This window comes from Actinacidiphila glaucinigra, assembly GCF_900188405.1.
Taxonomy (GTDB): domain Bacteria; phylum Actinomycetota; class Actinomycetes; order Streptomycetales; family Streptomycetaceae; genus Actinacidiphila; species Actinacidiphila glaucinigra.
On sequence record NZ_FZOF01000051.1, the window covers coordinates 14,587 to 31,620 of the forward strand.

General features: G+C 74.7%; 1 protein-coding gene. It reads left to right on the forward strand.

Features of this window, described 5'->3' with window-relative positions:
• Nucleotides 1-10: 10 nt before the first annotated feature.
• Nucleotides 11-17,034: type I polyketide synthase (locus tag CHF15_RS42255; protein ID WP_089229268.1), on the forward strand; the 17,024-nt coding region annotated here is incomplete at its 3' end.

Below are 17,034 nucleotides of genomic sequence, written 5' to 3' on the forward strand. Positions count from 1 at the left end.
TGAGGTTCCAATGGCAGATCAGGACAAGATCCTCGGCTATCTGAAGCGGGTCACGGCCGATCTGCACCAGACCCGGCAGCGGCTCCGCGAGGTCGAGTCGGCGGAGCCGGAGCCGATCGCGATCGTCGGCATGGGCTGCAGGTTCCCCGGCGGCGTCACGTCGCCGGAGGACCTGTGGGACCTGGTCGCCCAGGGACGCGACGCCATCACCGACTTCCCGTCCGACCGCGGCTGGGACATCGACTCGCTGTACGACGCGGACCCCGACCAGGAGGGCACCAGCTACACCCGCGAGGGCGGATTCCTCGACGGCGTCGGGGAGTTCGACGCCGCGTTCTTCGGGATCAGCCCGCGCGAGACCCTCGGCATGGACCCGCAGCAGCGCCTGCTGCTGGAAACGGCCTGGGAGACCTTCGAGCGGGCCGGAGTCGACCCGGGCACGCTGCGCGGCAGCAAGGCCGGCGTGTTCATCGGCACCAACGGCCAGGACTATCCCGAGATGCTGCACGACGTCCCCAAGGGCGTCGAGGGATACCTCATGACCGGCAACGCCGCCAGCGTCATCTCCGGCCGCCTGTCCTACACCTTCGGCCTGGAGGGGCCCGCGGTCACCGTCGACACCGCCTGCTCCGCCTCGCTGGTCGCCCTGCACCTGGCCGTGCAGGCGCTGCGCGAGGGCGAGTGCACGATCGCCCTCGCGGGCGGTGTCACCGTCATGTCGAGCCCGCGCGCCTTCATCCAGTTCAGCCGGCAGCGCGGGCTCGCCCCCGACGGCCGCTGCAAGCCGTTCGCCGACGGTGCCGACGGCACAGGCTGGGGCGAGGGCGTCGGCATGCTGCTGGTGGAGCGGCTGTCCGACGCCCGCCGCAACGGGCACCCCGTCCTGGCGGTCGTCCGCGGTTCCGCCATCAACCAGGACGGCGCCAGCAACGGTCTGACCGCCCCCAACGGGCCGTCCCAGCAGCGCGTCATCCGCCAGGCACTGACCAACGCCGGACTCAGCCCCGCGCAGGTCGACGTCGTCGAGGCGCACGGCACCGGCACCACCCTCGGCGACCCCATCGAGGCCCAGGCGATCCTCGCCACCTACGGCCAGAACCGGCCCGACGGCCGCCCTCTGTGGCTGGGCTCCGTCAAGTCCAACATCGGCCACACGCAGGCCGCCGCCGGCGTCGCGGGCATCATCAAGATGGTGCAGGCGATCCGGCACGGCGTCCTGCCCAAGTCGCTCCACGTCGACGAGCCCTCCACCAACGTCGACTGGTCCTCCGGCGACGTCGCCCTGCTCACCGAGACGGTGCCGTGGCCGGAGACCGGGCAGCCGCGCCGCGCCGGCGTCTCCTCCTTCGGCGTCAGCGGGACCAACGCGCACACCGTCATCGAGGAGGCCCCGCGCGCCGACGAGCCGCAGGAGCCCTCCGGCGAGGACGTCGCCCCGGCGGCCGAGGCCGTCCAGGGCGCGGACGGTCCCGTGCCGCTGCTTCTGTCCGGCCACGGCGACCCCGCCCTGCGCGCCCAGGCGGAGCGGCTCGCCGCCCACCTGCGCACCCATCCCGAACTCGCCGCGGACCCTTCCGGCCTGACCGACCTCGGCTTCTCGCTCGCCACGAGCCGCGCGGCCCTGGACCGGCGGGCCGTGCTGTTCGGCACCGACCGCGACACCCTGCTCGCCGCCCTCGACCGGCTCGCCGACCCCGCCGGCGCCGAGCAGCCCGCGGAAGCCGTCCTCGGCACGGCGGGCGAGGGCAAGACCGCGTTCCTGTTCACCGGCCAGGGCAGTCAGCGCATTGGCATGGGCCGCGGCCTGTACGACACCCACCCGGGGTTCGCCCGCGCCCTGGACGAGGTCCGCGACGCACTCGACCCGCACCTCGAAATCCCCCTCTACGACGTCCTGTTCGCGCCCGAGGACAGCCCGAGGGCCACCCTGCTGGACCAGACCGCCTACGCCCAGACCGCGCTGTTCGCGGTCGAGGCCGCCCTCTTCCGCCAGCTCGAGCAGTGGGGCGTCACCCCCGACTTCCTCATCGGCCACTCCATCGGCGAACTCACCGCCGCCCACGTCTCCGGCGTCCTCACCCTGCCGGACGCGGCCCGCCTGGTCGCCGCCCGCGGCCGGCTGATGCAGGCGCTCCCCACCGGCGGCGCGATGATCGCCGTCGAAGCCGCGGAGGAGGAAGTGACGCCGCTGCTCACCGGCCGGGTGGGCATCGCCGCCGTCAACGGCCCGCGCTCCGTCGTCGTCTCCGGCGAGGAGGACGCCGCCGAAGCGGTCGCCGCGGAACTGCGCGCCCAGGGCCGCAGGACCAAGCGCCTCGCGGTGAGCCACGCCTTCCACTCCCCGCTGATGGACGGCATGCTCCAGGCGTTCCGCGAGGTCGCCGGATCCGTCGCCTACCGGCCGCCCGTCATCCCGATCGTCTCCAACCTCACCGGCGCCTCCGTCACCGCCGACGAGATCGGCAGCGCCGACTACTGGGTCCGCCACGTCCGCGAGGCCGTCCGCTTCCTCGACGGCGTGCGCCGGCTGGCCGCGCAGGGCGTCACCACCTTCGTCGAGGTGGGCCCCGGGGGAGTGCTGACCGCGCTCGCCCAGGAATGCGTCGACGACCCGGACGCCATCTTCGTCCCCGTGCTGCGCGCCGACCGCGCCGAACCGGCCGCCTTGGCCGGTGCCCTCGCGCAGGCCCACGTGGCCGGGGTCGCCGTCGACTGGCGGGCCGTGTTCGCCGGGCGCGGGGCGAACCGCGTGGACCTGCCCACGTACGCCTTCCAGCGCGAGCTGTTCTGGCCCGACCAGCCCACCGCCTGGACGGGCGACGTCACCGCCGTCGGCATCGGCTCCGCCGACCACCCGCTGCTGGGCGCGGCCATCGCCCTGGCCGGCGGCGACGGCCACCTCTTCACCGGCCGCCTGTCGCTCGCCACGCACCCCTGGCTCGCCGACCACACGGTCATGGACACCGTGCTGCTGCCCGGCACCGCCATGGTGGAACTCGCCCTGCGGGCCGGCGACCACACCGGCTGCCCCCTGCTGGACGAACTCACCCTGGAGGCGCCGCTGGTGCTTCCCCCGCACGGCGGCGTGCAGATCCAGCTCTCCGTCGGCGCGCCCGACCCCGAGGGGCGCCGCGCGCTGACCCTGCACTCGCGTCCGGAGGACGCCGCCGACGACACGTGGGGCGAGGGCGCCTGGACCCGGCACGCCACCGGTGTCCTCACCCCCGCCGCGCCGGGTGCCACCGCGCCCGCCGCCGACCTCGCCGCCTGGCCGCCCGAGGGCGCCGCCGAGGTCGTTGTCGACGGCCTCTACGACTACCTGACCGAGTCCGGTTTCGCCTACGGTCCCGTCTTCCAGGGCCTGACCGCCGCCTGGCAGCGCGGCGACGAGGTGTTCGCCGAGGTCCGCCTGCCGCAGCAGGCGCACGCCGAGGCCGGCCTGTTCGGCGTGCACCCCGCGCTCCTCGACGCGGCCCTGCACGCCGTCGGCATCGGCTCGCTCCTGGAGGACACCGAGCACGGCAGGCTCCCGTTCTCCTGGAGCGGCGTCGCCGTCCACGCCGTCGGCGCCCGCGCCCTGCGGGTCCGCCTCGCCCCCGCCGGCAACGACACCGTCTCGGTCACCCTCGCCGACGAGACCGGCGCCCCCGTCGCCTCCGTCGACGCGCTGCTACTGCGGCCGGTCTCGCCCGAGCAGGTGCACGCCGCGCGCACCGCGTTCCACGAGTCCCTGTTCCGCGTCGCGTGGACGGGAGTGCCCGCCCCCGCCGCCATCACCGTCGCCGCCGGCCAGTGGGCCGTGCTGGGCGAGGCGGGCGGCGCCTTCACCACCGCCCTGCCCACCGCGGCCCTCCACACCGGCCTCGACGCGCTCGGCGCCGCACTGGAGGCCGGCGGGCCCGTCCCGCAGGCCGTCGTCGTGCCCTTCGGTGACGGCGCGCCCACCCTTCTCGACGCCGACCTGCCGGGCACCGTCCGCACCGCCCTGCACGACGCCCTCGCGCTCGCCCAGGACTGGCTCGCCGACGACCGCTTCGCCGCGTCCCGCCTGGTGTTCGTCACCCGCGGCGCCGTCGCCACCGCGGCCGGCGCCGACGTCGCCGACCTCGCCCACGCCCCGCTGTGGGGCCTGCTGCGCTCCGCCCAGTCCGAGCACCCCGACCGCTTCGTCCTGGCCGACCTCGACGGGCGCGAGGAGTCCCTGCGGGCCCTGCCCGCCGCGCTCGCCCTCGCCACCGCGGAACCCCAACTCGCCGTCCGCGACGGCAAGGTCCTCGTGCCCCGCCTGACGCGGGTCGCCGCCACGCCGGAGCAGCAGGCGCCCGCCCTCGACCCCGACGGCACCGCCCTCGTGACCGGCGCCACCGGCACCCTCGGCGGGCTCGTCGCCCGCCACCTCGTGGCCCGGCACGGCATACGCCACCTGCTGCTGACCAGCCGTCGCGGCGAGGCCGCCTCCGGCGCCGCCGCACTCCTCGCCGACCTGCGCGCGCTGGGCGCCGAGGTCACCCTCGCCGCCTGCGACACCGCCGACCGTGACGCGCTCGCCGCGCTGCTCGCGACCGTGCCCGCCGACCGTCCGCTGACCGCCGTCGTCCACACCGCGGGCGTCCTCGACGACGGCATCCTTGAAGCGCTCACCCCCGAGCGCGTTGACCGCGTCCTGCCCGCCAAGGTCGACGCCGCCGTGCACCTGCACGAGCTGACCCGCGACAGCAGCCTCGCCGCGTTCGTCCTGTTCTCCGCCGCCGCCGGCACCCTCGGCGGCCCCGGCCAGGCCAACTACGCCGCCGCCAACGCCTTCCTCGACGCGCTCGCCCACCGCCGCCACGCCGAGGGGCTGCCCGCCACCGCGCTCGCCTGGGGCCTGTGGGCCGAACGCAGCGGCATGACCGCCGACCTCGCCGACACCGACCTGGACCGGATCTCCCGCGCCGGCGTGGCCGCGCTCTCCTCCGACCAAGGCCTGGCACTGCTCGACACCGCCCGCGCCGTCGGCGAGCCCACCGCCGTCCCCATGCACCTGGACCTGGCGTCCCTGCGCCAGGCCGACGCGAGCATGGTGCCCGCCCTGCTCCGCGCACTGGTCCGCCCCGCGGCCCGGCGTGCCGCCGACACCGCCGAGGCCGCCCCGGCCGGCGGGCTCGCCGGCCGGCTCCTGCCGCTGACCCCCGCCGAACGCGACCGCCTCCTGCTGGACACCGTCCGCGTCCAGGTCGCCGCCGTGCTCGGCTTCCCCGGCCCCGAGGCCGTCGACCCGGCACGCGCCTTCAAGGAGCTCGGCTTCGACTCGCTGACCGCCGTTGAACTGCGCAACCGCCTCGGCTCGGCGACGGGGGTGCGCCTGCCCGCCACCCTTGTCTTCGACTACCCCACCCCGAACGCCCTCGTGGCGTTCCTGCGCACCGAACTCCTCGGCGCCGACGCCGACTCCGCCCCGGTCGCGGCCGTCACCACCGCCACCGCCACCGACGACGAGCCGATCGCCATCGTCGGCATGAGCTGCCGCTACCCGGGCGGCGTCACCACCCCCGACGAGCTGTGGCAGCTCGTCGCCGGCTCCGTCGACGCCATCACCCCGTTCCCCACCGACCGCGGCTGGAACCTCGCCGCGCTCTACGACGCCGACCCCGGACGGGCGGGCACCAGCTACACCCGCGAGGGCGGCTTCCTCCACGACGCCGCCGACTTCGACCCGGACTTCTTCGGCATCAACCCGCGCGAAGCCCTGGCCATGGACCCGCACCAGCGGCTGCTGCTGGAGACGTCCTGGGAGGCCTTCGAGCGCGCCGGCATCGACCCCACGTCGATGCGCGGCAGCCGCACCGGCGTCTACGCCGGCGTCATGTACCACGACTACCTGACCCGGCTGGCCGCGCTTCCCGAGGGCCTGGAGGGCTACCTCGGCACCGGCACCGCGGGCAGCGTCGCCTCCGGCCGCGTCTCCTACACCCTCGGTCTGGAGGGCCCGGCCGTCACCGTCGACACCGCCTGTTCGTCGTCGCTGGTCGCCCTGCACCTGGCCGTCCAGGCGCTGCGCAGCGGCGAGTGCGACATGGCGCTGGCCGGCGGCGTCACGGTCATGTCGACCCCCGACACCTTCATCGACTTCAGCCGCCAGCGCGGCCTGTCCACCAACGGCCGCTGCAAGTCCTTCTCCGCCGACGCCGACGGCACCGGCTGGGCCGAGGGCGCCGGCATGATCCTCGTCGAACGGCTCTCCGACGCCCGCCGCAACGGCCACCGCGTCCTCGCCGTCGTCCGCGGCACCGCCGTCAACCAGGACGGCGCCAGCAACGGCCTCACCGCGCCCAACGGCCCCTCCCAGCAGCGCGTCATCCGCGCCGCCCTGGCCGGCGCGGGCCTGACGACCGCCGACGTCGACGCCGTCGAGGCGCACGGCACCGGCACCACGCTCGGCGACCCCATCGAGGCGCAGGCCCTGCTCGCCACCTACGGCCAGGATCGCGCCGCGGACCGGCCGCTGCGCCTGGGCTCCGTCAAGTCCAACATCGGCCACACCCAGGCAGCCGCCGGCGCCGCCGGCATCATCAAGATGGTCCTCGCCATGCGGCACGGCGTGCTGCCGCAGTCCCTGCACATCGGCGAGCCGTCCCCGCACATCGACTGGTCCGCGGGCGCCGTCTCCCTGCTGACGGAGGCCGAGCCGTGGCCGGCGACGGACCGCCCCCGCCGCGCGGGCATCTCCTCCTTCGGCGTCAGCGGCACCAACGCGCACGTCATCATCGAGGAGCCCCCCGCCGACGCCGGCGACGTCACCGGACCCACCCCGGCGGCAGGCGACGACACGGCCGTCCCCGCTACCGCCCCGCTGCCCTTCGTGCTGTCCGGCCGCACCCCCGCCGCACTGCGCGCCCAGGCCGCCCGCCTGGCCGCCCACCTCGCCGAGCGGCCCGACGCCACCCCCGCCGACGTGGCGCTGTCGCTCGCCACCACCCGTACCGCCCTGGACCGCCGGGCCGCCGTCGTCGCCCACGACCGCGACGGGCTGCTCGCCGGCCTCGCCGCCCTCGCCGAGGACCAGGACGGCGCCCACGTCGTCCGGCACACCGTCGCCGACGGCAGGACCGCGATCCTGTTCACCGGGCAGGGCAGCCAGCGCCCAGGCATGGGACGCGAGCTGTACGACACGTACCCCGTCTTCGCCGCCGCGCTGGACGCGGTGTGCGAGGAGTTCGCCCCGTACCTCGAACACCCCCTGAAGGACGTGCTGTTCGCGTCCGACGGCGAAGAACTCGACCGCACCGCGTACACCCAGCCCGCCCTGTTCGCCCTGGAGACCGCGCTCTACCGGCTCGTCGAGTCCTGGGGCGTCCGCCCCGACTACGTCGCCGGCCACTCCATCGGCGAGATCACCGCGGCCCACGTAGCCGGTGTCCTCACGCTCCCCGACGCGGCCCGGCTCGTCGCCGCCCGCGGCCGGCTCATGCAGGCCCTCCCCGAGGGCGGCGCCATGATCGCCCTGGCGGCCGCCGAGGACGAGGTGCTGCCGCTGCTGGCAGGACACGAGGACCGGATCGGCATCGCCGCCGTCAACGCCGCCGACGCCGTCGTCATCTCCGGCGAGGAGACCCTCGCTTTGGAGATCGCCGCCGAGTTCGAGCGCCGCGGCCGCCGCACCCGGCGCCTCACCGTCAGCCACGCCTTCCACTCCCCGCTCATGGACGGCATGCTCGACGACTTCCGCGAGGTCGCCGAGTCCCTCACCTACCACCGGGCGACCGTCCCCGTCGTCACGCACCTCACCGGGCGGCTCGCCGGCGACGAACTGCGCACCGCGGACCACTGGGTCGCCCACGTCCGCGAGGCCGTCCGCTTCCTCGACGGCATCCGCACCCTGGACGCCGAACACGTCACCACCTACCTCGAAGTCGGCCCCCAGGGCGTACTGTCCGGCCTCGGCCGCGACTGCCTCCCCGAGACCGCCGACCCCGCCGACGCCCCCGTCTTCCTGCCCGCCCTGCGCCGCGACCGCGACGAGGCCGAGGCCCTGACCGAGGCCCTGGCCGCCGCCCACACCCGGGGCATCGCGGTCGACTGGCAGGCGTACTTCGCTGGGACCGCCGCGCAGCGCGTCGACCTGCCCACCTACGCCTTCCAGCGGGAACGGTTCTGGCTGGAGACGCCGGCCGGCTTCGTCGGCGACGTCGAGTCCGCCGGCCTGGGCGCCGCCCACCACCCGCTGCTCGGCGCCGCCGTCGCCCTCGCCGACGGCGAGGGATTCCTGCTGACGGGCCGGCTCTCGCTCGACACCCACCCCTGGCTCGCCGACCACGCCGTCATGGGCTCCGTCCTCCTGCCCGGCACCGCCTTCGTCGAACTCGCCGTCCGCGCGGGCGACCAGGCCGGCTGCGACCTGCTGGAGGAACTCACCCTCGAAGCCCCCCTCGTCCTCGCGCCCGGCGCCGTCGTCCGCATCCAGATCGCCGTCGGAGCCCCCGACGCGGGCGGCCGCCGTGCCCTGGACGTCTGGTCCACCGACCAGGACGCCCACGCCGACGAGCCCTGGACCCGGCACGCCACCGGCGTGCTCACCACCGCAGCACCCGTCCCCGCCTTCGACCTCACCGCCTGGCCGCCACCGGGCGCCGAAGCCGTCGGCGTGGACGGGCTGTACGACCACCTCGGCCAGGGCGGCTTCGCCTACGGCCCGCTCTTCCAGGGCCTGCGCGCCGCCTGGCTCCTCGGCGACGACGTGTACGCCGAGGTAGCACTGCCCGACGACCAGCAGGGCGAGGCCGCCCGCTTCGGCCTCCACCCGGCACTGCTCGACGCCGCTCTGCACGGCACCTTCGTCCAGCCCGCCCCCGACGGCGAACGCCCTGGCCGGCTGCCCTTCTCCTGGCGGCAGGTGTCCCTGCACGCCGACGGCGCCTCCGCCCTGCGCGTCCACCTGACCAGCAGCGGCGAGGACACCCTCTCCCTGCACCTCGCCGACACCACCGGCGCACCCGTCGCCACCGTCGGCAGCCTCATGGTGCGGCCCGTCTCCGCCGACCGGATCGGCAGCGCACCGCCCGCCCACCACGAGTCGCTGTACCGCGTCGACTGGGCCACCCTGCCCGCCGACGCCCCCGCCGCCACCGCGCCCTGGGCCCTCGTCGGGCCCGCGAACCTGGACGTCCCCGGCGTCGGCACCACCGCCCACACCGGGCTCGACGCGCTGACCGCCGCCCTCGAAGCGGCGCACGCGCCCGCGCCCCCGTACGTCCTCGCCCACCTCGCCCGCGACACGGCCCCCGACGCCGCCGCCCTCGCGGACTCCGTGCACACGTCCGCACACGAGGCGCTGGCCCTGGTCAAGGACTGGCTCACCGACGACCGGCTCGCCGCCTCCCGCCTGGTGCTGGTCACCCGGGGCGCCGTCGCCACCCAGAGCGACTGGGACGTCGCCGACCTCGCCCACGCTGCCGTGTGGGGCCTGGTCCGCACCGCGCAGTCCGAGAACCCGGACCGGTTCGTCCTCGTCGACCTCGACGACGACCCCGCCTCCGCGCAGGCGCTGCCCGCGGCCCTCGCCACCGGCGAACCCCAACTCGCCGTCCGCCGCGGCACCGTCCACGCGCCCCGCCTGGCCCGGGTCCCCGCCACGACCCCGCTGACCCCGCCCGCGGACACCACCGCCTGGCGCATGGACATCCAGGACAAGGGCACCCTGGACAACCTCGTCCTGCTCCCCAGCCCCGAGTCCGAGGCGCCGCTGGAGCCCGGCCAGGTCCGCGTCGCCGTCCGCGCCGCCGGCCTCAACTTCCGCGACGTCCTCAACGCCCTCGGCATGTACCCGGGCGACCCGGGCCTCATGGGAAGCGAGGGCGCCGGCCTCGTCGTGGAGACCGGCCCCGGCGTCACCGATCTCGCCCCCGGTGACCGTGTGATGGGCATGCTGCCCGGCGCGTTCGGCCCGCTGGCCGTCGTCGACCGCCGCATGGTCGCCCCGATGCCGGAGGGCTGGACCTTCGCCGAGGCGGCGTCGGTGCCGATCGTCTTCATGACGGCGTACTACGCGCTCCACGACCTCGCGGCACTGCGCGGCGGCGAGTCCGTCCTCATCCAGGCGGCCGCGGGCGGCGTCGGCATGGCCGCCGTCCAGCTCGCCCGCCACTGGGGCGCCGAGGTGTACGCCACCGCCAGCCCCGGCAAGTGGGACACCCTGCGCGGGCTCGGCCTGACCGACGACCGCATCGCCTCGTCCCGCACCCTCGACTTCGAGGACGCCTTCCGCACCGCCACCGGCGGACGCGGCGTCGACGTCGTCCTCGACTCCCTCGCGCGGGACTTCGTGGATGCTTCGTTGCGGCTGCTGCCGCGCGGCGGACGCTTCGTCGAGATGGGCAAGACCGACGTCCGCTCGCCCGAGGACGTCGCCGCCGCCCACCCCGGAGTCACCTACCAGGCCTTCGACCTGACCGAGGCCGGACTCGATCGCATCCAGGAGATGCTCACCGAACTGCTGGCCCTCTTCGACGCCGGCGCCCTGCACCCCGTCCCGGTCTCCGCCTGGGACCTGCGCCAGGCCCCCGAGGCGTTCCGGTACCTCAGCCAGGCACGTCACGTCGGCAAGATCGTGCTGACCCTGCCCACCGACTGGGACCCCGAAGGCACCGTCCTCATCACCGGCGGCACCGGCACCCTCGGAGCCCTCGTCGCCCGGCACGCCGTCACCGCGCGCGGCGCCCGTCACCTGCTGCTGACCAGCCGCCGCGGCGAGACCGCCGCCGGGGCCCGCGAACTCGCCGCCGACCTGCGCGCCCTGGGCGCCGAGGTGACGATCGCCGCCTGCGACACCGCCGACCGCGACGCGCTGGCCGCCCTGCTGGAGTCCGTACCGGCCGAGCACCCCCTGACGGCTGTCGTGCACACGGCGGGCGTCCTCGACGACGGTGTCATCGACTCCCTCACCCCCGAGCGCCTCGACACCGTCCTGCGCCCCAAGGCCGACGCCGCCCTCCACCTGCACGACCTCACCCGCGGGCTCGACCTCGCCGACTTCGTCCTGTTCTCCTCCGCCGCCGGCACCTTCGGCGGCGCCGGCCAGGCCAACTACGCCGCCGCCAACGCCTTCCTCGACGCCCTCGCCCGCCACCGGCAGGCCCACGGCCTCGCCGGAACCTCCCTCGCGTGGGGCCTGTGGGCCGAGGCCAGCGGCATGACCGGCGAACTCGACACCGCCGACAAGGACCGCATGACCCGCTCCGGGGTCCTCGGCCTGTCCTCCGACGAGGGCCTGGCCCTCCTCGACACCGTGCGCGGCACCGGCGACGCCCTCCTCGTCCCCATGCACCTCGACCTCGCCCCGCTGCGCCGGGCCGACGCGAGCATGGTGCCCAACCTCCTGCGCGGGCTGGTCCGCACGACCACCCGCCGTGCCGTCGGCGCACCGGCGGCCGGCAGCGGGACGCCGCTCGTCGACCGGCTCGTCCGCCTCCCCGACGGCGAACGCGACGCCCTCCTCCTCGACCTCGTACGCGGCCAGGTCGCCGCGGTCCTCGGCCACGCCACCCCGGACGCCGTCGAACCCACCCGCGCCTTCAAGGACCTCGGCTTCGACTCGCTGACGGCGGTCGAGTTCCGCAACCGGCTCGGCGCGACCGCCGGCATCCGCCTGCCCGCCACCCTCGTCTTCGACTACCCGACGCCGACGGTGCTCGCCGGCTACCTCAAGGACGAACTCCTCGGCTCGCAGGCGGCGGTTGCCGCAGCAGCCGCCGCCGTCCCCGGCCGGGCCGCGCACGCCGCCGAGGCCGACGACCCCATCGCGATCGTCGCCATGAGCTGCCGCTTCCCCGGCGACGTCCGCACCCCCGAGGACCTCTGGAGCCTGCTCGCCGACGGCGGCGACGGCATCGGCCACCTCCCCACCGACCGCGGCTGGGACCTCGACGGCCTCTACAACCCCGACCCCGACAGCCCCGGCACCTCCTACGCCCGCGAAGGCGGCTTCTTCTACGACGCCCACCACTTCGACCCCGCCTTCTTCGGGATCAACCCGCGCGAGGCCCTGGCCATGGACCCCCAGCAGCGCCTGCTGCTGGAGACGTCCTGGGAGGCCTTCGAACGGGCCGGCATCGACCCGGGCGACCTCCGCGGCCGCCAGGTCGGCGTGTTCGTCGGCCAGATGCACAACGACTACGTCTCCCGGCTGAACACCGTCCCGGAAGGCGTCGAGGGCTACCTCGGCACGGGCGGCTCCAGCAGCATCGCCTCCGGCCGCGTCTCGTACACCTTCGGCTTCGAGGGCCCGGCCGTCACCGTCGACACCGCGTGCTCGTCCTCGCTCGTCGCCCTGCACCTCGCCGCACAGGCCCTGCGCAACGGCGAGTGCACGCTCGCCCTGGCGGGCGGCGTCACCATCATCACCACCCCCGACGTCTTCACCGAGTTCAGCCGCCAGCGCGGCCTGGCGCCCGACGGCCGCTGCAAGCCCTTCGCGGCCGCCGCCGACGGCACCGCGTGGGGTGAGGGCGCCGGCATGCTCCTCGTGGAGCGCCTGTCGGACGCACGGCGCAACGGCCACCCGGTGCTGGCGGTGGTGCGCGGCTCGGCGGTGAACCAGGACGGCGCCAGCAACGGCCTGACGGCGCCGAACGGCCCGTCGCAGCAGCGGGTGATCCGTGCAGCGCTCACGAACGCCGGACTCACCGCCGCGGACGTCGACGCGGTGGAGGCCCACGGCACGGGTACGACGCTGGGCGACCCGATCGAGGCGCAGGCGCTGCTGGCCACCTACGGCCGCGACAAGACCGACGAGCAGCCGCTGTGGCTGGGCTCGATCAAGTCCAACTTCGGCCACACGCAGGCCGCCGCCGGTGTCGCGGGCATCATCAAGATGGTCATGGCGATGCGCCACGGCGTGCTGCCGCAGACGCTGCACGTGGACGAGCCCAGCCCGCACGTGGACTGGTCCGAGGGCGCGGTCTCGCTGCTGACCGAGCAGATGGACTGGCCCGAGACCGGCCGTCCGCGCCGCGCCGGCATCTCCTCGTTCGGCATGAGCGGCACCAACGCGCACGCCATCATCGAGCAGGCCCCCGACACCGCCCCGGTCCCGGCTGGGGACGCACTCCCCGCGCGCACGCTCCCGTGGCTCCTCTCCGCCCGGACGCCGGAAGCGCTCCGCGCCCAGGCCGGCGCGCTGCACGTCCATGTCGAGGCCCAACCCGACGTCCGCCCCGCCGACATCGGCCACTCCCTCGTCACCAGCCGCGCCCTGTTCGACCACCGCGCGGCGGTCGTGGCCTCGGACCGGGACGAGCTGCTGCGCGGGCTGACCGCTCTGGCCGCGGACGCCACGCCGGGATCGGTGACGCGGGGCGTCACCGGCGCCGGAAAGCTCGCGTTCCTGTTCACGGGGCAGGGGAGTCAGCGGCTGGGGATGGGGCGTGAGTTGTATGACGCCTATCCGGTGTTCGCGCGGGCGCTTGATGCGGTGCGTGAGCGGCTGGGTCTGGATGTGCTGTTCGGTGATGACGCCGAGCTGCTGGATCGTACGGAGTTCGCGCAGCCGGCGTTGTTCGCGGTGGAGGTGGCGCTGTTCCGGCTGCTGGAGAGCTGGGGCGTGAAGGCGGACTTCGTGTCCGGGCATTCGGTGGGTGAGATCGCCGCCGCGCACGTCGCCGGGGTGCTGTCCCTGGAGGACGCCTGCACGTTGGTTGAGGCTCGTGGCCGGCTGATGCAGGCGTTGCCCACGGGCGGTGTGATGATCGCGGTGCAGGCGTCGGAGGACGAGGTTCTCCCGCTGCTCACCGACCGCGTGAGCATCGCCGCCGTCAACGGGCCCCAGGCTGTGGTGATCGCGGGCGACGATGACGCTGCAACGGCGATCGTGGAGTCCTTCCCGGATCGGAAGTCGAAGCGGCTGTCGGTCAGTCACGCGTTCCACTCGCCGCACATGGACGGCATGCTGGACGCCTTCCGCGAGGTCGTAGCCGGGCTGTCGTTCGAGGTCCCGCGTATCGCGGTCGTCTCGAACCTGACCGGCGCCGTCGTCACGGACGAGATGGCCTCGCCCGACTTCTGGGTGCGGCACGTTCGTGAGGCGGTGCGCTTCCTGGACGGCGTCCGCGCGTTGGAGACCGCGGGCGTCACCACATACCTCGAACTCGGCCCGGACGGCATCCTCTCGGCCATGGCGCAGGACTGCCTGACCGGCGACGGCGCCGCCTTCGCCCCGGCTCTGAGGAACGGCCGTCCGGAGGCCGAGACGCTGCTCACGGCGGTCGCGACCGCCCACGTGCGGGGTGTTCCCGTCGACTGGCAGACGTACTTCGTTCCCGACCGCCCCCAGCGCGTCGACCTGCCGACCTACGCGTTCCAGCGCTCCGTCTACTGGCTGGACGCGGGTCGTTCGCAGGGCGACGTCGCGTCGGCCGGTCTCGGTGCGGCGGATCATCCGCTGTTGGGTGCGGCGGTCGAGCTGCCGGATTCGGACGGGGTGGTGTTCACCGGGCGTCTGTCGTTGAGCACGCATCCGTGGCTCGCGGATCACGCGGTCATGGGGTCGGTGCTGCTGCCGGGTACGGCGTTTGTGGAGTTGGCGGTTCGTGCGGGTGAGCTGGTCAGTTGTGAGGTCCTGGAGGATCTGACGCTTGAGGCGCCGCTGGTGCTGCCGGAGCACGGTGGTGTGCAGCTGCGGCTGTCGGTGGGTGCTGCGGGTGATGGGGGCCGGCGCGCGCTGGTGCTGCATTCACGCTTGGAAGGTGCGGCGGAGGATGCGTCGTGGGTGCGGCATGCCGCTGGCGTGCTGGCCGTGCGGGGTGTGGTGCCGGGGTTCGAGCTGGTGGCGTGGCCGCCGGTCGGGGCCGAGCCGGTCGCGATCGACGGGCTGTACGAGGGTCTGGCGGAGGCCGGGTTCGGTTATGGGCCGGTGTTCCGCGGGCTGCGGTCGGTGTGGCGTCGTGGTGAGGACGTGTTCGCCGAAGTACGGCTGCCGGAGTCGGCCGAGTCTGAGGCGGGCGCGTTCGGGTTGCATCCGGCGCTGCTGGACGCGGCGTTGCACGCGCTGGGCGTGAGCGGCACCGACGGCGAGGCGAAGCTGCCGTTCTCCTGGTCCGGCGTGACGCTGCACGCCGTCGGCGCGTCCGCGCTGCGCGTGAGGTTCACCCCCGTCCACAGCGACGAGGTCGCCCTGGAGATCGCCGACACCACCGGTGCGCCGGTGGCGTCCGTGGCCGGCCTCGCACTCCGCGGCGTGAGCCGCGACCAGCTGGCCACGGACCGGGACGCCACTCGCGACGCCCTGTTCCGCGTGGACTGGCCCGAGCTCCGGACCGCCGATGCCACCGGCTCCGTGGCCGACGACTGGATGCTGCTGCGCGCCGGATCCCAGGCGTTCGCGGATCTGGCGGCGCTGCGCGGCGTGGCGGCCGAGGGCGGGACCCTCCCGGCCGTGCTGGTCGTACCGTGCGTGACGGACGAGCCGACGAGGGACGTCCCGGATTCCGCGCACGCCGCCGCGCAGCGGGCACTGGACCTCGTGCAGGAGTGGCTGGGCGACGAGCGCTTCGGCGACTCGCGTCTGGTGTTCCTGACGCGGGGCGCGGTCGCGGCCCTGCCGGGTGAGGACGTGGCGGACCTCGCGCACGCCTCGCTGTGGGGCCTGGTGCGGTCGGCGCAGTCGGAGAACCCGGGCCGTTTCGGCCTGATCGACGTGGACGAGGACAACGACTCGCTCTCCGGGGACGTACTGTCCAAGGCGCTGGCGACCGGTGAGGCCCAGCTCGCCGTACGCGGGGACACCCTCCGCGTGCCGCGGCTGGCCGCGGTCGTGGCGGGCGACGACACCGTCCGCGCGCTGCACGCACAGGGCACGGTGCTGTTGACGGGTGCGAGCGGCGCGCTGGGTGGGTTGTTCGCGCGTCATCTGGTGTCCGAGTACGGGGTGCGGGATCTGCTGCTGGTGAGCCGGCGGGGTGGGGACGCACCTGGTGCTGCGGATTTGACCGCTGAGCTGTCTGATCTGGGTGCTTCGGTGTCGTGGGCGGCGTGTGATGTGGCCGACCGTGAGGCGTTGGCCGCGGTGCTGGAGGCGATTCCTGCGGAGCGTCCGTTGTCGGCGGTGGTGCACACCGCGGGTGTGCTGGACGACGGTGTGGTCGGTTCGCTGACCGCAGAGCGCCTGTCGGCGGTGTTGCGTCCGAAGGTGGACGCGGCGTGGAACCTCCACGAGCTGACGCAGGGCTTGGATCTGTCGGCGTTCGTGTTGTTCTCCTCCGCCGCGGGTGTCTTCGGTGGTGCGGGTCAGGCGAACTACGCCGCCGCCAACGTCTTCCTGGACGCGCTGGCGGCGCACCGCAGGTCGCAGGGCCTCGCGGCGACGTCGCTGGCCTGGGGTCTGTGGGACGGCGGCATGGGCGGGGACCTGGGGGAGACCGATCGCGGACGGATCAACCGCGGCGGCATCACCGTACTGGCCCCTGAGACCGGCCTCGCCCTCTTCGACGCCTCGCGGCGCACGACCGAGCCGCTGCTCGTCCCGCTGCCGCTGGACATGCCCGCCCTGCGCCTTCAGGCGCGCAGCGGGATGCTTCCCGAGCTGCTGCGCGGGCTGGTCCGTGTCCGGGCCCGCCGGGCGGCCGCACACGGTGGCGCGGCCGGCGCGTCCGCACTGCGTGAGCGGGTGGCCGGGCTCGCCGAGAACGAGCGCTTCGCCGCGATGCTGGACGTGGTGCGGGGTGAGGTGGCGGGTGTTCTGGGTCATGGTTCGGTCGACCAGGTCCCCGCGGATCGTGCGTTCAAGGAGCTGGGCTTCGACTCGCTGACCGCGGTCGAGCTGCGGAACCGGTTGGGTTCGGTGGCGGGTGTACGGCTGCCCGCGACGCTGGTCTTCGACTACCCGACGGCAGGGGCGCTGGCGGAATTCTTGCTGGGCGAGGTCCTGGGTCTGGTCGAGCAGCCGGCCGGTGCGGCGTTGGTGCCGGTGCGGGCCGGGGTGCTGGACGACGAGCCGATCGCGATCGTGGGGATGAGCTGCCGGTATCCGGGTGGGGTGGAGACCCCGGAGGATCTGTGGCGGCT